This window comes from Streptomyces sp. NPDC086077 (assembly GCF_040686175.1).
Lineage (GTDB): Bacteria > Actinomycetota > Actinomycetes > Streptomycetales > Streptomycetaceae > Streptomyces.
The window spans coordinates 1-17,183 of sequence record NZ_JBFBJT010000150.1 but is presented as its reverse complement, the minus strand read 5'-3'; the positions used below and the strand labels follow the sequence as shown (position 1 = coordinate 17,183).

General features: G+C 67.7%; 12 protein-coding genes and 5 pseudogenes. 8 read left to right on the top strand and 9 right to left on the bottom strand.

Going from position 1 to position 17,183, the window contains the following annotated elements:
- The 3 genes and pseudogenes from AB0O67_RS30725 to AB0O67_RS30715 form a co-directional block, all read right to left on the bottom strand.
- Window positions 1-3,480 (bottom strand): trypsin-like peptidase domain-containing protein (locus AB0O67_RS30725; RefSeq protein ID WP_365457075.1); only part of this gene is annotated, 3,480 nt, incomplete at its 3' end.
- Between the two features lie 8 nt (window positions 3,481-3,488).
- Window positions 3,489-3,794 carry a trypco2 family protein gene (locus AB0O67_RS30720; protein WP_365457072.1) on the bottom strand — a complete coding sequence of 102 codons (306 nt, stop codon included), beginning with the start codon at window positions 3,792-3,794 and terminating at the stop codon, window positions 3,489-3,491.
- A 782-nt stretch (window positions 3,795-4,576) separates the two neighbouring features.
- Window positions 4,577-5,880 (bottom strand): annotated as a pseudogene (locus AB0O67_RS30715) (ISL3 family transposase); the annotation flags it as partial.
- Window positions 5,881-5,977: 97 nt separating this feature from the next.
- Between AB0O67_RS30715 and AB0O67_RS30710 the strand changes: the two are divergent.
- Together AB0O67_RS30710 and AB0O67_RS30705 are read left to right on the top strand one after the other, a co-directional pair.
- Window positions 5,978-6,480, top strand: a pseudogene (locus tag AB0O67_RS30710) (transposase); the annotation flags it as partial.
- Window positions 6,469-6,606: pseudogene (locus tag AB0O67_RS30705) on the top strand (IS481 family transposase); the annotation flags it as partial. The pseudogenes AB0O67_RS30710 and AB0O67_RS30705, both read left to right, overlap by 12 nt.
- 176 nt (window positions 6,607-6,782) lie before the next feature.
- On the opposite strand, the gene AB0O67_RS30700 reads toward AB0O67_RS30705, so the two are convergent.
- Window positions 6,783-7,604 (bottom strand): SDR family NAD(P)-dependent oxidoreductase, encoded by an 822-nt coding sequence (locus AB0O67_RS30700; RefSeq protein ID WP_365457069.1) that lies wholly within the window; start codon window positions 7,602-7,604, stop codon window positions 6,783-6,785.
- A 116-nt stretch (window positions 7,605-7,720) separates the two neighbouring features.
- Here AB0O67_RS30700 and AB0O67_RS30695 point away from each other — a divergent pair, with 116 nt between their 5' ends.
- Window positions 7,721-8,344: a TetR/AcrR family transcriptional regulator gene (locus tag AB0O67_RS30695; RefSeq protein WP_365457066.1), complete on the top strand. Its 624-nt coding sequence runs from the start codon at window positions 7,721-7,723 to the stop codon at window positions 8,342-8,344.
- A gap of 873 nt (window positions 8,345-9,217) precedes the next feature.
- Here the strand turns inward: AB0O67_RS30695 and AB0O67_RS30690 are convergent.
- Together AB0O67_RS30690 and AB0O67_RS30685 are read right to left on the bottom strand one after the other, a co-directional pair.
- Window positions 9,218-9,955, bottom strand: a complete 738-nt coding sequence (locus AB0O67_RS30690) for a hypothetical protein (RefSeq protein ID WP_365457063.1) — start codon at window positions 9,953-9,955, stop codon at window positions 9,218-9,220.
- Between the two features lie 41 nt (window positions 9,956-9,996).
- Window positions 9,997-10,773 carry a hypothetical protein gene (locus AB0O67_RS30685; protein ID WP_365457060.1) on the bottom strand — a complete coding sequence of 259 codons (777 nt, stop codon included), beginning with the start codon at window positions 10,771-10,773 and terminating at the stop codon, window positions 9,997-9,999.
- Between the two features lie 239 nt (window positions 10,774-11,012).
- On the opposite strand from AB0O67_RS30685, the gene AB0O67_RS30680 reads away from it, so the two are divergent.
- The 3 genes and pseudogenes from AB0O67_RS30680 to AB0O67_RS30670 all read left to right on the top strand — a co-directional run bounded on the left by AB0O67_RS30680 (window position 11,013) and on the right by AB0O67_RS30670 (window position 12,574).
- Complete coding sequence (locus tag AB0O67_RS30680) at window positions 11,013-11,288, top strand: hypothetical protein (protein WP_365457057.1); 276 nt, start codon at window positions 11,013-11,015, stop codon at window positions 11,286-11,288.
- Between the two features lie 248 nt (window positions 11,289-11,536).
- Window positions 11,537-11,902, top strand: a pseudogene (locus AB0O67_RS30675) (transposase); the annotation flags it as partial.
- A gap of 24 nt (window positions 11,903-11,926) precedes the next feature.
- Window positions 11,927-12,574: a transposase gene (locus AB0O67_RS30670; RefSeq protein WP_365457054.1), complete on the top strand. Its 648-nt coding sequence runs from the start codon at window positions 11,927-11,929 to the stop codon at window positions 12,572-12,574.
- 62 nt (window positions 12,575-12,636) lie between these two features.
- On the opposite strand, the gene AB0O67_RS30665 is transcribed toward AB0O67_RS30670, so the two are convergent.
- Complete coding sequence (locus tag AB0O67_RS30665) at window positions 12,637-12,864, bottom strand: DUF6000 family protein (RefSeq protein ID WP_365457078.1); 228 nt, start codon at window positions 12,862-12,864, stop codon at window positions 12,637-12,639.
- 285 nt (window positions 12,865-13,149) lie between these two features.
- On the opposite strand from AB0O67_RS30665, the gene AB0O67_RS30660 reads away from it, so the two are divergent.
- On the top strand, window positions 13,150-13,746 hold the full coding sequence (locus tag AB0O67_RS30660) for an ATP-binding protein (RefSeq protein WP_365457052.1): 597 nt from the start codon (window positions 13,150-13,152) through the stop codon (window positions 13,744-13,746).
- A gap of 945 nt (window positions 13,747-14,691) precedes the next feature.
- Window positions 14,692-15,360, top strand: coding sequence for a hypothetical protein (locus tag AB0O67_RS30655; protein ID WP_365457050.1), 669 nt, complete (start codon window positions 14,692-14,694; stop codon window positions 15,358-15,360).
- 139 nt (window positions 15,361-15,499) lie between these two features.
- Here AB0O67_RS30655 and AB0O67_RS30650 read toward each other — a convergent pair.
- Both AB0O67_RS30650 and AB0O67_RS30645 read right to left on the bottom strand, forming a co-directional pair.
- A pseudogene (locus tag AB0O67_RS30650) lies at window positions 15,500-16,045 on the bottom strand (IS5 family transposase).
- Between the two features lie 231 nt (window positions 16,046-16,276).
- A complete protein-coding gene (locus tag AB0O67_RS30645; protein WP_365457047.1) occupies window positions 16,277-17,053 on the bottom strand; it encodes a hypothetical protein in 777 nt (258 codons plus the stop codon).
- Window positions 17,054-17,183: the final 130 nt, after the last annotated feature.

Sequence of the window (17,183 nt, the reverse complement as noted above, 5' to 3'; positions counted from 1 at the left end):
GGGGTCCAGTTCCGCGCGGCCGAGGACGGCGGAGAGGACATGGCTGGCGTAGAACTCAGCGGCGTGCAGATCGAGCCAGGCCAAGGCATGCGCGAGTAGGTGCTGCCGTTCACGGTCGGGTCGGTCGTCGGATGCGCCGCCGCCGTCACCGCCGAGTTCCGCACCGGCTCCTCCGGCCGCTCCGCCACCCGCGGCCCCGCCCGCTTCCCGACCGCCCCGGCCGACGCGGTTGAGGAGGAGGCAAATGACGTGCCCGGCGTACAGCTCGGTGGCGTACCGGTCGAGCCAGTCGCGGGCGACGCTGGTCGACTCCTCGACAGTCTCGGCGTCCAGGTCGTTGCGGGGCAGCAGGGCGTCCAAAACGAACCCGGCGTCCGAGGTGTCCTTGTACTCGGAGAGCCAGGCGCGGGCGAAGCGGATCGCCCGTTGGGCGTCGTCCGCCGGCAGGTCGGGGCGGGCGAGGACGGGTCTCAGGACGTGTCCCGCGTCGCCGTTCAGGTTGTCGTCGAGCCAGCGGAGGGCGGCGGTGACGGTGCGCAGGACCTCGTCCTCGGTGAGGTCGGGCAGCCCGAGGACGCGCTTAATGATGTAAGACGCCTTCTCGGTCACCACATGGTGGTCGAGCCAGCTCAGGGCCGCCTGGCGCACACGACGGCTGTGCTGCTCCGGCAGGTCGGTGCGGTCAAGGAGTTGGCCGAGGACGAACTCCGCCTTGACGCTGGCGGCGTGGTGGTCGAGCCAGTCCAGAGCGTGGGAGAGCGCCGACTCGGCGTCATCCGAGGACAGTTCGGGTATGCCGAGCAGCCGGGTGACGACCGACTCCGCCTGGACAGTCGTCGCGTGATGGACCAGCCAGCCGAAGCTGGCCTGGACGGCGTTGCGGAGGGAGGACGGCTCCAGGGCCCGCTGGGCGAGGAGCGGCTTCAGAATGTGGGCGGCGCTCAGAGTGGTGGTGTGGCGCTCGAGCCAGGTGAAGGTGGCCGCAAGTACCCGCCGGACGTCCTCGGCCGTCAGGTCGGGCCGGGCGAACAGGGCGCTGAGGACGAACCCGGCGCTGAAGGTGGTGGCGTGGCGGCTGAGCCACATGTTGGCCGCGGAGATAACTTGCCGGGTATCGAGGGGGCTCAGGTCGGTACGGGCTAGCAGCGGACGCAGGAGGTAGCCGGCGCGCGGGTCGGTGGTGTGGCGATTGAGCCAGGCGAGGGTTGTGGTGGTGGCCTCGTGGACGGCGTCGGCGGACACGTCGGTGCGGGAGAACAGCGAGCCGGCAACGTAGCCGGCGACGGGCGTCAGGCCGTGGGCCTTCAGCCATTCGAGGGCGACGGGTACGAGGAATCTGGCGCCGTCGGCGGGGAGATGGCGCAGGCCGCGGTGCAGGACGTGGCGGGCGTCGAGGGTTCCGCCAAAGTCGGTGAGCCAGGGGCTGACAACCTGGTCCCAGCACTCGATGGCCGCGTTGGTCCAGGGAGGGCCGGAGCAGATGGCGCCGAGGGCGTAGCCGCCGACGCTGGAGTCGGCGCGCAACAGGCCGCCGATGACGGTGGCGTGCTCGGTGAACCAGTCGTGTAGCACGGGGGCGACCGCCGTCGAACCTTCGGCGAAGGTGAGGTCGTTGACCAGGCGGCCGATGTTGACGGAGAAGCGGCCGACAGTGCGGGCGCTGGTCAGACTCCCGGCGAGCATGGCGCGGGTGCCCGCGACGTCCGGGACGGGGATCGGCTCGGGCAGCATCACCGATTCCATGAGCTGGTCGGCGACGATGTCGTGGGCGACGGAGAGCGCATCGTTCTTGTGCTCCAGCCAGCCCAGCGAGACGAGGGTCGCGACGATGCCCTCGGCCTGCGGGCCCGAGCCGCGCAGCTCCGTGAGCGTCGCTTGGGCGGCGGCGACGACCTCGGCATGTTCCTGCGGGCAGGCGGCCGCGGCGGCGCCGGCGGCGATCAGGCCGTCGGAGGCGCGGGCGGGGGTGTGCGGGTCGTCGGCACGGCGGCCGGGCACCGTGTAACCGTCCTCGCTGAGCCGTTTCAGCAGCCAGGCGGGGAGTTCGCCGCCGGAGCGCAGGCCGGCGGTCGAGGGCATCTCAAGGTCCGCCTTGATCCGGCGTTCGATTTCCCGCGCCACCAAAAGTGCGATGATGGGGCGGTTGCCACTGAGCGCGAGCATGCGCTCGATGCCCAGTCGGTTTTTGGCGGTGGGCGCCAGGGTCTCGAGCGCCTGGCGGGTGACGAGTTCCTGGAACTCGGCGTCCTGGCGGAGCTGCACCTCGTCGAAGAGCTCGTAGACCAGCGCGCGGTCGGCTCTCAGCAGCCATCCGGGGCGTGCGGAGGCGAGCAGGGCCATGGTGACGCCGCGGCGTCGCGCTTCGGGGAGGAGTTGCTGCCGGATGCCGTTCAGGTCCAGGTTGGTCTCGTTGAGGTCGATCACCACCAGGACGGAGCCGGTCTCCGTGAAGGCGTGCTCGGCGATCTCGTCGAGGATTTGCTCGGCGTTCGACTCGCGGCGGTGCGGGGACACGACGTGGAGCACCCGCCAGTCCTCCTCGAGGGCTAGCTGCCCGACCTCGAGTCCGGTGCGGGACTTGCCCGTTCCGGCCGCGCCGACGAGGAGGACGCCGCGTTCGCCGGACATGATCAGGCGGGTGAACAACTCGTCGGGGTGCGCCTCGTGTTTGTTTCCGGGGGACACGTAGGGCAGGCGGTCGGAGGTGAGGTTCTTCTCGAAGTCCCCGAAGCCTTCGATCAGTTCCTGCTGCAAGAGTACCGAGCGCAGGCGGCGTCCCGGTTCGCGGCCGGATGCCTCCACCTGCACCGGTTCCGGGCGTACCCGGTTTTGCCGGAGGATGTCGGTGAACGCCGGATCGGCCAGGGCGGTGGCGAGCGACTCGCCCTCGGCGCTGCCGGAACCGGCGGCGGGGAGGCGGTGCGTCTGGACGCCGATGAGGACGCCCTGCTGGGTGAACAGGGCCATTCCTGAGATGCCTTTCCAGGCGTCCTGGCCGCCGGGACCCCTCTCGGTGGGAGGGGAGGTGGTGATGGTGAGGTCTAGGTAGCCTGACTTCATGTTGGAGCCGAGGTTGACGCGGCCGTCGATCTGTCGGCTGTCCCGGCGTTCCAGTCCCTGGAACCGGTCCGTTTCCTCCCGCTGCGCGAAGGCGGGGAAGCCGATGCCCACGAAGGGCACGCTTCCTACGCCGTCCGGCAACCGGCCGAGCGGGACACCCGGCGCGGGGCCCAGCTCGGCGGGCACCTCGTCGAGCTGCAGCAGCGCGAGGTCGGAGCCGGAGCCACGCCATACGACTGTGGTCGGCAGCTTGGCCTTGTCGTCGCCGAGCATCACCTGGCAAGCGGCGCTTGTACCCAGGAGGTGGGCGGCGGTGAGGATCAGCTTGCGGCTGACCCGGTAGCCGGATCCGTACTCGGTGTTCTTCCCGGGCCCGATGACGACGACCTGGGCCACCCGGCTGGTGTCGAGAGGACTCATCCGGGGGCTCAGTCGGCGGCGAGCAGACTGGATACGTCGTCACCGGTGAGAACTGACCCGCCGCCGGACGTCTCCGCCGCCAGGCTGAGCTTGACGGTGTGCGTCTCCGCCGACTTGACGCTTCCTTTCGCCCCGAGCGACATCACCCAGAACCGTACGCCGGCGTCCGCGTCGGCGCTCTGCTCGGCGACGACCTGAAGCTCGAGGTCGATGGAGTCGATCCGGAACCGCACGTCCTCACCGGCCGCCTGAAGACGTGCCCGGTTGATCTCCGAGCGGAGTGACGTGAGTAGTTCAGCAAGTTCGATCTTCATCTGTGCCCCCGTGGTGAACTGGCGCCCACCGTCGACCGGTTACGGAGCTTGGCAGTATCTCAGAAGAACACGCGCCAGGAGACCGTTCGGGTTGCGGTGATCTGAATCCGGTCACACGGGACGGCGCTGCAGCCGTACTTCAGGCGTGGCCAAGGCATGGACCCGGCAAGCCACATCCGTGGACCGAGCTTTGAAGTCGCCTCGGGGCGTGAGGGCCCTCCCGGCCGTCAGGCCCGGGCCCGTCCCGTGGCTCAGACTTCGACTGCGGGCCAGCGTCTGCCGGACTGGCTAGACGCCGTCAGGCAGGACAGCCATTCCCCTGGGTGAATTGGATCGTCCGTCATCCGAGGTTCGCTCTCCCGTCGCTGGTGCGGGCAGGGCAATGGCGCTCTGCCCGCACCAGACGGGCTGCTGTCAGAGGCATTTACTGATCTCGGCTCGTCAGGGTGATGTTCGTTGAACTGGCTGATGTGGGTGTGGTGTTGTGGGTAGTCCGTGGTGTGTGAGATATGCGGATGGGGGTGGGGTGACGCCTGCGGCACGACGGCGCCGGGAAACGGTGCGGTGCAGGCGGCTGAGCTGTTCGCTCAGCAGGTCATGCCGTCCGAGGTGGCCCGGCAGCTGCGTGTGAGTCTGGAGTCGGCTTACCTATGGAAGCAGTTGTGGCGGCAGGGCGGCATCGGGAGCTGTTTTCGCGGGACCGGACGGGCGCTGGTGTCGTCTGTCGCCGCACTCCCTGGAGAAGCTTGCGAAGTGTCTGGATCAGGGTCCGGCCGCGCACGGCCGGACGTGCGGCCGTTGTGGTAGGGCAAGGTGAGGCCGGCGTTCACGGCGGACCGGTCGATTTCGAGACCGTTGGTGAAGCTGCGCAGGTGAGGCAGGTCGATGGCCCGGGCTGTCGTGATCCACTCGGTGAGTTTCATGTCGTTGCCCTCGGCCGGTTTGAGCAGGGCGGCGAAGCCGCGTACGAGGTCGGCGAGTGCGGTCATCTCCGGGCAGGCCGCGGCGATCTTCTCCAGCAGGGCCGTTTCCTTCGGGCGCAGGTTGTCGGGGTTGGTGAGCAGGAGGCGGCTGGCGTGCCGTGGGGTGGTGACGGGGCGGTCGCCTTCGGCGCGGCCCTGGTCGACGAGGGTGGGCCGGTAGGCGGGGGCGATGCGCAGGACCGAGGGCTCGGGCATGCGGGCGTAGCGTTTCACGGTGTTCAGGGCCACGTTGAGGCGGCGGGAGCAGTCGAGCAGGCCGACGCCCTGCCCGAGGAGTTCGTGGATCTTGTTCCAGCGTTCGAGTGTGGTTTGCTCGCGCACTCCGCCGGGGCGGGGCGGGTTGACGGTGGCCCAGCATCCGGCGTGCGCGCGGACTTCGAGCTGGACTTTGTCGCAGAGGTTGTGCCAGAGGTGCCATCGGTCGCTGACCTGCACCGCGTCAGGCAGAGCGCGGCGGACGGTCTCGGCATAGGTGGCCGAGCAGTGCGGGCACACGACCTCGACACCAGGATGTTCACGCAGCCAGGACTCCAACGTCGCAGCTACGCGATCGGGCAGGACCGCGACGCGCCGGCCGGTCTCGGCATCCGTGATGATCGTGGCGTAGCGGTGGCGGCGGCGCAGGGCGAAATCGTCCACGCCGATCACCCGCGCGACCGTCTGCTGGGGCAGCGGCAGGCGCCGCAGATGGCGCAGCGCGGTACTGCGGGAAACGGGCACGGCCAGCAGGCCGCCGGGCCGCACAACTCCCTTGCCACCTGGGATATCTGCCCGACAAGCCGCACCGTGCGGCGCTGATGGCGCTCCAGCAGTCCGGGAATTTGCTCGCGGAAGGTCTGCTGCCCACAGCCCAGGGCCAAACAGGCCAGCCGCCGTACGCGCAGGTGGACGACGACCTGGCGGCCGTCGACCGGCACGTCCCTCACCGTTCGGCGGTGATAACCGTGCACCTTCGCCGTCGGCATCCCGCACACCGGACACGGCACCGCCGCGTCCCGGGTCCGAGCCGAGACCACCACCGCGTCGCCGCCGTCCGCCACGTCCTCCACGATCAGTGTCGAGAGCCCCGAAAAAGCCGTCCCTATAAGGAAGTTGATATCCATCACGAGATCATGATCAAGGGTGGCTACTCAGCGTCACCACCGACTACGGGCCAGAGCCAGACGTTCGGTGTAACTCCCGATCATGGAAGATGCATCGATGACCAGTGAGAACGTGTCCGAGTCCGAGACCGTCGAGCACACGAAGGCTGCGTCGGCGAAGGCCGTGGACGACCAGTTGATCGACGAGCTGGTTGGCCGCGCCCAGGCCGAGGGCCTACAGCTGACCGGCGAGGGCGGGGTGTTGCCGCAACTGACCAAGCGGCTGCTGGAGTCCACCCTGGAAGACGAGATCACCGACCACCTCGGATATGACAAGCACGATGCGACCGGGAGGAACGGCGGCAACTCCCGCAACGGCAAACGCTCCAAGACCGTCCTGACCGACGTCGGCCCGGTGGAGATAGCCGTGCCTCGCGACCGTGACGTATCCTTAGAACCGAAGATCGTCAAGAAGCGGCAGAAGCGTCTGACCGGCGTCGACAGATGGTCATCTCGCTGGCCGCGAAGGGCCTGACCACCGGCGCGGTGCAAGCCCACCTGGCCGAGGTCTACGGCGCCGACGTCTTCCGTCAGACCATCTCCACCATAACCGACAAGGTCTACCACCAGGTCTTCGCCAGCAACACCGAACGCGCCGACGCACTCGCGCCCTGGCTGCACTTCTACAACACTGGCCGCCGACACACCGCGCTCTGTGGCCAGCCACCGATCAGCCGACTGTCCCCCGTTTGCATGGGCGTTCGAACCCTGCGCGGTCGAACAGCATCTCCCAGACGGGCGAGGCAGCCTGACCTGCGGTCGACTGTGGCGGTTCTTGCCGGTACCGCGTGCTTCTCGGCCCACGTCCGTCCCAGCGACTGCGCAGCGGGAGGGGGGCGGGACTGTCGCGGCGCGGGACCCGGTCAGCCCGGGGCGGTACGGCTGAGGTGCTCCCAAGACCGGTACAGATCCGCTTGGGCCTGATCCATCTCCAAGACGTGATCGAAAGACTGGCTGCCGACGATCAGCCGTCGGGGCGGGTCCGGCAGTGCGGCCAGCTCCATGATGACCGGGGCAGCGGTGCCCGGCTCCGGGGCGACGGCGTCGCCCCACATCGCCTCCATCTCGGTGCGCAGGGGCTGATACTGCGCCAGGGGTTCGGTGGTCGTGGTGCCGGTGGTGAACAGGCCGGTGTTGTAGCCGCCCATCTGCACGATGGTGACCTTGATCCCGAACCCCTCGACCTCCATCGCCAGTGCCTCGCTGACTGAGTCCAGCGCGGCCTTGCCTGCGCCGTAGAAGCCGACGGTGGCCATTCCGCCGCCGCTGCCCATCGAGGTGACCTGGAGGAGCCGTCCCCCGTCTTGGGCGCGCAGATGAGGAAGGACCGCCTGAGCCACCCACACAGCGCCGAAGAAGTTCACATCCATATGCGCCCGGATCTGCTCCTCCGTGGCTTCCTCCACCATGCCGTAGAGCAGTCCGCCGGCGTTGTTGACGACGACGTCCAGCCTGCCGAACGCGGCTGCCGCCCGTTCTACCCCGTCGAACACGGCCTGGCGGTCGGTGACATCCAACGCAAGCGGGACCAGGTGGTCGGGGTACTTCTCGGTCAGTTCCTCCAGAGGCTCGACGTTGCGGGCGGCAGCCACTACGCGGTCACCGCCCGCCAAGGCGGCCTCGGCGAAAGCCCTGCCCAGGCCGCGGGATGCGCCGGTGATGAGCCAGACTCTTGCGTTCGCCACAGTGCCTCACTCTCAGTAAACGAAACGGTGCGTATCGATTCGGTTATAGCCTAGGGCATCGCTCGTGGTCTATCAATACGGATCGTCTCGTTTCGCTTCAGGGATAGGCTGGACGCATGTCCAACGAGAAGGGGCCGGACCACTCCCGGCGCAAGGAACGATCCCGGCAGGCAATCCTCGCGGCCACCCGCGCCCTGGTCGCAGAGGAGGCATACGAGAAGGTCACGGTCGAGGCCATCGCCGCCCGTGCCGGCGTCGGCAAGCAGACGATCTATCGGCGGTGGCCGTCGAAGAGCGCGGTCGTCTTCGCTGCCCTTCTGGCTCTGAGTGACGATACGGACGGGCAGTCGGTCGCGCTGCCGGACACGGGCGACCTTGAGGCCGACCTCAAGCTCGTCATGCGTGCCACGGCACAGGAGTTCGCCGACCCGTCCTTCGACAGGCTGATCCGGGCCCTCAACACCGAGATCGCCAATGATGCCGCCCTGGCGGCCGAGTACCGCGAGAAGCTGTCCCAGCCGCTCGAAGAAGCGAAAAAAGCACGCCTGCGCAGCGCCCAGGAAGTCGGCCAACTGGACGCCGACGCCGACCTCGACCTGGTCCTCGAAGTGCTCTACGCCCCCCTCTTCCAGCGGTGGCTGCACCGCAGCGGTCCGTTGACCGCCGCATACGCCGACTCACTTGTCGACGCGACCCTCAGAGCTTTCGGCCCTTGGACAGAAGTGAATCCACACCCGTAGAGCTCGGCCCGGTCGGCTCTTGACCCCTGAACGCCCGTCATCAAGCGTTCCAGCCCGGAGATGTAGGGGGTGACTCCGGGACCGGACCGCCTTTGATCGCGGGCACCTGCGGCTTTCCGTCCTTGGCGTCGTCCGTCTCGTCATTCGTGTGCGGGTCGCGCAGTTGCCGCAGGCCCGGCGCTGGTGGGCGCGTGAAGGCGTAGCGGCCGAGGAAGTTGATGTAGTCGTACTGAAGTGGGGAAGGCGAGCAGTTCGTCGGTCACCTGTAGGGGGTCTGAAGGATCGTTACCTGGGGTCTCTGTGGTGAGCTGGATCTTCTCGGCGGGCGATGGTGTGGCGTCTGGCCAGTGGTGACTACGGATCGTGTACCTCTGGCCAGATGTTGTGGTGTCGTGGCCTGCGGTCCCGCACCAAGCTGGAGTGTCGTGGATATCTTGGGAATCCCTGTCAGATTCTTGATGTTTATGCAGGTCAGAAGGGTGAAGGGGTGTGGTTGCGGAGGGGGCGTGCGGTCTGGCGTTTGAGTCGTGTCCCTGTTCCTGACTGCAGGATGCGCAGCAGAAGAGCGGGGACGGGGACGTCTGTGGCGGTGACGAAGTCGTGTACGGCGGCGGGCAGCTAAAGGCCTCGTTGCCGGTGGAGCCGCTGGCGCAGGTTGTCCGCGACGTCCGGGGGCAGAGCGGTGGCCGCGCTGCTGAGGGAGGCGAGCTGGCGGCCCGGGCATCGGAGGTGTCCGTGCTGGTGATGGCGGCGTCGGCCTGGGTGCGTGCTTTCGGGGCACGTTCCAGGCGGCGGATGGCGGCTTGTGCGAACGGTGGGTCGACGTCGTTGGTGAAGTGGCTGTAGATCCATTCGCTGTCGCGGGATACCTGATCAGCGAAGACAGCGGGTTCCGACGGCTGCGTAGGCCAGCGGGTAGTACACCGACACGTCCACCTCGACGTGTCCGTGCAGCTCGCGCTCGCGCTGGAGGGCCTCCCAGGCGTCGGTGACGGCTTGTCGTCGGGGAACCCGACCAGGGCGAGGAACGCGCCGGAGGTAGGGAGCGGGTGAATCGCTGCGTCGTGGGCCCAGTTCGGTGTGCAGTGCGCGTTGCACGGTTGCCGGGTCGAGGCCGAGGACCAGGGGGTCTGCCAGGAGCAGGGGTGCGACGTCCCGGCTTCCGTCGTCGCCCGGCCGGAGGTGTCGATCAGGGCGTACAGCAGGTGCGGCTCGCCGCGGTGGGGTGTGGGTGTACGAGGCGAGCACGGTGTCGTGGGTGAGGAGGTCGGGTTGCTGCTCGATGGCCGCGGCGAGTTCCTGCGCGAGCTGGGGGTGGCGGTCGGCGACCAGCGCAAGGTACTCCCAGGCCGTGTCCGTGGCAGGGGAGAGCATGTCGTCGGTGAGGCGTGTGAGGAGAGCGTTGCCGAAGTGGGTGTGTAGGGCGGGCCAGTGCTCGGCGATCACGCCGAGCACGAGCAGGTCGAGGTCGGTGCTGGTGAATTGACCCAGGGGCAGCCGGATGGTGCGGCCGTCGTGTTCGACGAGGTCGTCCAGCAGGCCGAGTCGGTTGGTTAGCAGGATGCCTGGCCAGCGGCCCGCCCGGCGTGCCCAGTTGGTCGTAGCCGACATAGAGGGTCTGCCCCTTCTTGCGCACGTCCCGCGCGATCCGGTCAGGACATGGGCGCGTCCAGCTGCGGCCTCCGTTTCACGTCGGTGATCTTCACGTCCTCCGTTTCCGGGGCCCCGAATGCTTCGATGATCACTCCGCTGCTGGTGCCGGTGGCTTCCAAAGCCAAGTGGCTGCCGATGAAGCGCAGGTCCAGCCTTGCCCGTGGCGCACCCGCACGGTTCGGCATCTGGTGAATCCGCGATGCCGGGTAATCCAGGCCCGTCAGCTTCTTGTGCATCGCCTGGTAGCTGGTCGTCTTCGTGTTCTTGAACCCCTCACTGACGCGCTTTGCGTGCTCGCTGCCGCTGCACTTCTCGATGTCGGTCAGCGGCACTTCCTTGAGCGACTTGGGCTTGGCGGTGGAAGGGGTCGACTTCGGCGGGTCGGAAGCATCCGAAGGAAGGGGAACCGGTATGTCGCCGTCGGCGTTCGGGACACCCGGCGGGGTCTCGCCCGGCCCGTATCTCGGTGTGGGCGCTTCCTCCCAACCGGGCAGGTCCTCCGGCTCGGGCACGACATCATCACCCTTGTCGTTGGGGACGTCAGGGGCGCAGCCCAGCATGATGCGGGTGATCAGCTCAAGGAACCGCGTCTCCGGATCGTTGTGCGGAGCATCCAGCGGGGTGGTCGCCGAGACGGCACTGCCTGCGGGGGTCGGATCGGTGGCGGCGTTCTGAGCGCCACAGCCGGACAGGACCAGGCAGCCGAGCGCGGCCACCAGAACAGGCTTCGACAGTGATATCGATCGCATGCACACAACATGCAGGAAGCTGATCACTGCCCACACGGGTACTCGTACTCACCTTCACCCAAGTAGCGCTCAGGACGCTCCACCTTGCCAGGGGCATCGCCGACGGAAAGCCTGGGTGCAACCAACCGGGTGCCTCCCGTTCTCGGGTTCCGACTCAACTTCTGTGACGTGGCCACTCTGAGTGACATCCGGACACCTTCGAGCCGTGCGCGAAGTCGCCCGAAAATGGTCCGTGGACAAGACAGTGGGGCCGGCAGTTCGGGGCCGTGGAAGAGGTCGCGCCCTGGCTGAAGGAGTTGTTGTTTCCGTCGATCGCGGACGTCGCGGTGCTGTCGGTGGACGTGAACATCGAGATAGTGCGCGTTGACGCGCAATGCATCGCGAACGGTGCCCTGTGCCCGGTCTGCGCAGTCTGGTCGAACCGGGTTCATGGTTCCTACCTGCGGTTTCCCGCTGATGTGCCGGTTCATCTGCGGGAACTCGGGCTGCGCACGCCGTACCTTCGTCGAGCAGATACCCGGCTTGACACGTCGGCACGGTGAGCGGACCGAACGGTTGCGCTCCACCCTGGCCGCGGTCGGCCTGGCCCCTCGCGGGCCGGGCTGGAGCCCGCATCGCCCGCGTGCTCGGGGTGATCGACCAGCCGTAGCACGGTGCTCCGGCTGGTCGATGCGCTGCCCGAGCCCGATGTCCTCGCGCCGCGGGTGGTCGGCGTCGACGAGTACGCCACCCGCAAGGGCCGTCACTACGGCACCGTCCTCGTCGACATCGAGACCCGCCGCCCGTTGATCTGCTGTCGGACCGGGAGGCGTCCAGCCTGGCGGCCTGGCTCGCCGAACGGCCGGGCATTGAGGTCGTCTGCCGCGACCGTGCGCCGTTCTTCGCCGAAGGCGCCTCCGCCGGCGCCCCGCAGGCCGTCCAGGGCGCGGACCGGTGGCACCTCTGGCACAACCTGAGCGAGGCCGCGGAACGGACCGTCGCCCAGCACCGCCGCTGCCTGCGAGCCCTTGTCCCAGCCACCCCCGAACCTGAGCCTGAGCCCGCCCCGGAAGAAGAACCGTCCGGTTCGCCATGGCCGACCGGGCACCGGTTCGCCGACCGCACCAGGTCCCGGCACGCCGCCGTTCACGCATTCCTGGAGGCAGGACACAGCCTGCGTTCGGTCCAGCGGCAGCTCGGTATGGCCTGGCACACCGTCAAACGGTTCGCCGATGCTGCGAAGCCAGATGAGGACCTGTTCACCGGCCAGTGGCAGAACCGGACCTCGGTACTCGATGACTACAAGCCCTACCTGGACGACCGCTGGAACGAGGGCTTCACCAACGCCTGGAAGCTGTGGGAGGAGATCGTGCCGCTCGGCTACAAGGGCAGCTACCAGCGCTTTCGCGCGCCTACCTGCAAGAAGCGCACCTCGCCGCGACCGGTGACCGCCCGGCCGCCGTCGTCCCGAACGGTCTTCGGATGGATCCTCAGACGCCCGGAAACCCTCACTGAGCCCGAACAACTCCAGCTCAAGACCGTCCGCTCCCAGTGCCCTGAACTCGACGCACTCACCCGACACGTCCGGTCCTTCGCGGTCATGCTCACCGACCGCCAAGGCGAGCGTCTCCCGGACTGGCTCGACGCCGTCCGACAGGACGACCTGCCCAGCCTCCACACCTTCGCCGCTGACATCGACCGCGACCTCGACGCCGTCACCGCCGGACTCACTCTGTCCTGGAGTTCAGGTGCGGTCGAAGGCCATGTCAACCGGATCAAGATGCTCAAGCGCCAGATGTTCGGGCGGGCAGGCTTCCAACTTCTCCGTGACAGCGTCCTACTGGCATGACGGAGGGTCGCCGCCTCAAGGACGACGAGCCAGAGTCTTCGACGCGAACAAGACCAATGGGGTCAGGTGTCGGCGCATCCGTCGATGACGGCGCAGGCGAGGCGAATGCCGCCCAGGTAGGTGGAGATGCTGTCATCGCCGTGCATGTGCGGCGCGTCCTGGAACCACTGCCGCCACAGGCCGCCCTCCTGGAGGAAATGGCTGGCCCGGTCGCTGTGCAGGACGGAGTCGGTGTACGCCATGGCTCCCATGGCTGTCGGCTGGTCGTAGGCGAGGTCGGGCCGATGCAGGTGTCCAGGACCGGCCGGTCCCGTCGGAGATGGTGTCGCCCTCCTTCATCAGCCAGGCCTGCAGGTCGAGCCGCACCGACCATGAACCGTCGGGCTGCTCGAGGACCGACCCGGGTCATGTGCCGCGCGGGGCCGACTGTCGGCGTACACGTGAACGTGCCCAGTCACGTACGGATGAACGTGCTCAGTTCGTGAAGCAGGGGAAGCCGTTGCTGGGCAGTCTGCTGCTTGATCTGTTGGGGAGGCAGAGGGCGGCTGGTCATGGTCTGGGACCCGCATCGGTGGTTGGAGCTTCGCCGGTTCCGCGGTCTGTATGAGTCCGGTGCGATCAGCCTGTCGGAGATCGCGAAGGAGACCGGGCTGAACCGTCGGACGGTCCGGAAGGACCTGTCGACCCATGCTCCGGTCGCGCCGCCGCGGCGGGCGACCAGTGGTCGGCCTCGCAAGCGGGCCCACATCGCCCAGGCCCTCGGCCACCTTGCCGTCCGCCAGGGCGCCCACGTCCGCTTCGCCAAGGCCAGCCGCATCCTCGCCGACCTGGCAGGTGGCCACGCGGACCGCACCTGGGAGAAATTGATCCGCGAACTTATCCGACCCGACGTCCTCATCCTCGACGACTTCGCGATGCGACAGCTGTCCCCGGCCCAGACCGACGACCTCCACGAGCTCGTCTCCGAGCGGCAGGGCCGGTGGCTGATCATCACCAGCAACAGGGCGCCCAGCGATTGGTATCCCCTCTTCCCAACCCCCGTCGTCACCGAGTCCCTCCTGGGCCAGCTCATCAACACCAGCCACCAGGTCATTATGAACGGCCCCAGCTACCGCCCGAACAAGCGCCCCAAGAACCCCACCGACAGGCCCATCAAGCCCTCGATCACCTAGCCATCCCGGCTGTCCAAGCCACCTCACGTGGGGGCGACCGTCGAGCACCGACCATGAAGTTGCCATAGGACGGCAAGTTCCGCGAGTCGTTGTTGCCGAGAGCTCCTGGTTACCTGCGACACCCCGATGAGTACGGTTGTCTGGGCAGCCTGCGGCGATCAGTGCCGGGGCGGAGACCGTGGTGAGCGGTCTGAGACAAGTGCGGGGTGTCGATGGTCCATCTGGTGCTGACAGCGATCGCAGTCACATCCATCGTGGCGGCCGCAGTGACCGTTCTGATCCGTCGCGACCGGCGCCGGATGGACTCAAATCCGGACTCTCAGCGCATCGAAGCGGCGGCCACCAGAGGTGTCCGCGACGCGCGCCGCCAGGCTTACGCTCATCAACATTTCAACGATGGCGGCGGCATCAGTGCCCTGCGGGACCGAGACTCACTCTGGTAGGGCTTGACTGCATGCTGACGGACGAGCACCTGGGGAATTACGCGATCGTCCACACTGCCGCATGGGGCATCTCGTGGCCTCCACCCAAAGGCTGGAAGGACATGCTGATTGAACCCTGGAAGGCTGCGCCCCGGGACAGTGCACAGCTGCCCCGTTCGACCCCCGCTGCTTCCGTACAGGAAACGCTCGACTTCGGCTGAGCACCGCACGTCCCATCATATGGCTGTCTCGTTGGACTGGGCATGACGACGTACGACACCGACCCGCGGCCCGCCCCGAAAACGGAGGGCGCCATCCCGACGACAGTCCGTTTGGACCCAGGCGAGTCCCTGGAAATCGACCGATGGATCCTGGAGCTGAGCAGAGGCAGTGCCACGGAATTACCGATGGGTTCCTGGCGCAGGACACCGGCTCTCGCGACACGGCAGTCGGCGCGGTGTCGTGCGGCACAGGTCACGGTCCCGGGGCCAGGCTGTCAGACGCCGCTGCCACACTTCCGATCATGAGCGATGACGGATTCGAGTGGATACAGCAAGACCTCGCCTCCTGGGGCTTCTACCTGGAGATGGTCAAAGGCGTGAGCGTTGAGGAGCTGGCGGCGATGCGGGGGGCGGATCCCGGCCTCGGCATCATGTCTCCTGACACGTTCAACACGGCGTTGCACCGGTCAAGGAACGTCCCGGACTGGGCCAGGCTGGGCGAGCACGCAGGGTGGGCCTTCGCCTTGTGCGGGGGCGGTGACGGCTTCTACTCGCAGCGCCCCGGTCACGTGAAGCATCTGTGGGAGGGCCGCACATGGCTGACCATCATGGACACCACCATGGACCCACCCGACATCGGCGTGATCGTGGACGGAACGCTGGACTGGAGTTACTTCGACGGCGAGGTCCACGAGGCGGTCAGGGCGGATCATCCCCTCACCCAGCGAATGATCGCCGAGATCGGGCTCGGCAGCGTCGACCCGGACCCTGACTTCCCCGACGAGCCGGACGAGTGGGGGCTGCATGTCCCGGACATCCGGGACGTGTACCGGCTGATGGGTGAGCACTACGGGCTGAGCCTTCCCCGCAGAATGATCGCCGACAAGGAGCTGGTCGGGATGTTCACCTCCCCGCGCGTGTACGCCAACGGCGAGCCGAACACCAGGTACGGCAACATCCGCGTGCCCTGACCTCAGCCTGTGTGCTGCGTCAGGAGGCCGCCCATGTCGTGGAGCACGGCCGCCGATGAACCAGTGAGTGTCCTGCGCCAGGAATTCATCGGATCTTTCGTGACACCACCTATTTCGGCTCCCGCCCTTACTGATCATTTCAGAATGAGGTTCGGAGTTGTCGCAAGCAGATGATGCAGGCGAGTTGGAGCAGTCCGAGGTGAAGGTCGGCTCGTATCTCGTAGCGGATCCGGAGGCGCTTGAACTGGTGGAGTCAGGCGAAGGTTCGCTCGACGACCCATCTGGTCTTGCCCAGGCCGGATCCGTGGGCGGTACCCTTGCGGGCGATCCTCGGCGTGATGCCACGGGCGCGGAGCAGGCGTCGGTACTTGTCGTAGTCGTAGCCACGGTCGGCGAACAGCTGCCGTGGCCGGTGGCGGGGCCGGCCCTTCAGGCCGCGGATGCGAGGGATCGTGTCCCGCAGGGGCATGAGCTGGGTGACGTCGTGACGGTTTCCGCTGGTCACGGACACTGTGAGAGGTGTTCCGTAGCGGTCGGTGATCAGGTGGTGCTTGCTGATCCCGCGCAGAGCCGCGCGGTCATCCGCCGGTAGGCGGCCTGGATACCGCCGACGCCGCGGCGGGCGAGGAAGGAGCAGCGGGGCCACGCGATCCCACAGGTCATCAGGCACAAGACCATCCGACACCTGCAGAACTCTGCCGCCCGCCAGCCCAACTGCCAAGCCCCTCAACCAAAACTCATCTTGAATTGATCAGTAAGGGAGGTCTTCCCCGTGGGGTGCCTGCGGCCCGCGGTCCGCGCCCATCGACGAGCCCGTTCTCGCGAGCCGACCGGCGCCGAATGCGGGCGGCAGATTCCGGGAGCCGCGCACACGTGGGAACCGTGCGCGGTGGGCAGAGCGCAGGGGCGGGCCCGATCAGTTGGCCGACGTGTTCCGTGTCATCTCGGCTGCCTCGGTGATGGCGCGTTGTCTGAGATCGCCGAACAGCTGCATCGTGACGGCGGCCAGGACGTCGTCCCCGCCAACAGTCCGCCCGTCCCCGCGGCGGGTGGACAGGGCGAGGAGGGGATCCTTGAGCAGCGGGGCCGGGGCTGGCTCGCCCGGCACCACCAGACTGACCGTCCCGAACTGCTTGACCCCGCCCTCGCGGACGACCTTGGCCGCGTCCCGGGCCAGGGCCGTCAGGAACACGCTCGCGATTCCGTCCAGGTCGCGGACCATCGCCGGGACCGCCCTCACCCCCCGGCTCCCCAGCAGCCTTCTCACCCCGGCCTCGAACCGGTGGGCGCCAGCCACACCACTCGGTGTACGCGCCCCGCGGCGCTCACGAAGAGACACGAGCGCACCATCGGCGTTGCGCACCTCGCCCATCAGGTCGTGGAAGGTCGGGCTGTGCAGGTACCACGCCGATCCCACCTCCACCTCGACGTTCCGGTCGATTGCCGAGATGAGGTCCTGGGGAATCAGCCTCTTCCTGGTCTCCTCGGCCGCCGCGCTTTTCGCGGCGTCGATGATCTCCGTCAGCACGGTCCGCGTCACCGACGCGGCGGCCCACGCGGCTGGCCGGGAGACGTGCAGCGAGGTCCCGTCCCTGAACACCGCTTTGACGAGCTGAGGCTTGAACGGCAGGTCGGTCACGACGGAAGCGGTCTGCGGACCGCTGCGCTCGGTGCGTAGGGGTTGTCTGGTCATCGAAGTATGTGCTTTCTGCTGTCGGAGGTGTCAGTGGCCCATGCCGCACCGGGCGGCGAGACCACAGAGCTCTGCGGAGGGCGCCGAGCCGACACAGGGCCTGCCGGGCGGGGCCGCCGGCACACAGAGG

Excerpts from the sequence above, each read along its gene's own strand:
- AB0O67_RS30645 (WP_365457047.1), bottom strand. The coding sequence starts at position 17,053 with ATGACCAGACAACCCCTACGCACCGAGCGCAGCGGTCCGCAGACCGCT.
- AB0O67_RS30670 (WP_365457054.1), top strand. The coding sequence starts at position 11,927 with ATGGCCTGGCACACCGTCAAACGGTTCGCCGATGCTGCGAAGCCAGAT.
- AB0O67_RS30695 (WP_365457066.1), top strand. The coding sequence starts at position 7,721 with ATGTCCAACGAGAAGGGGCCGGACCACTCCCGGCGCAAGGAACGATCC.
- AB0O67_RS30720 (WP_365457072.1), bottom strand. The coding sequence starts at position 3,794 with ATGAAGATCGAACTTGCTGAACTACTCACGTCACTCCGCTCGGAGATC.
- AB0O67_RS30655 (WP_365457050.1), top strand. The coding sequence starts at position 14,692 with ATGAGCGATGACGGATTCGAGTGGATACAGCAAGACCTCGCCTCCTGG.
- AB0O67_RS30690 (WP_365457063.1), bottom strand. The coding sequence starts at position 9,955 with ATGTCGGCTACGACCAACTGGGCACGCCGGGCGGGCCGCTGGCCAGGC.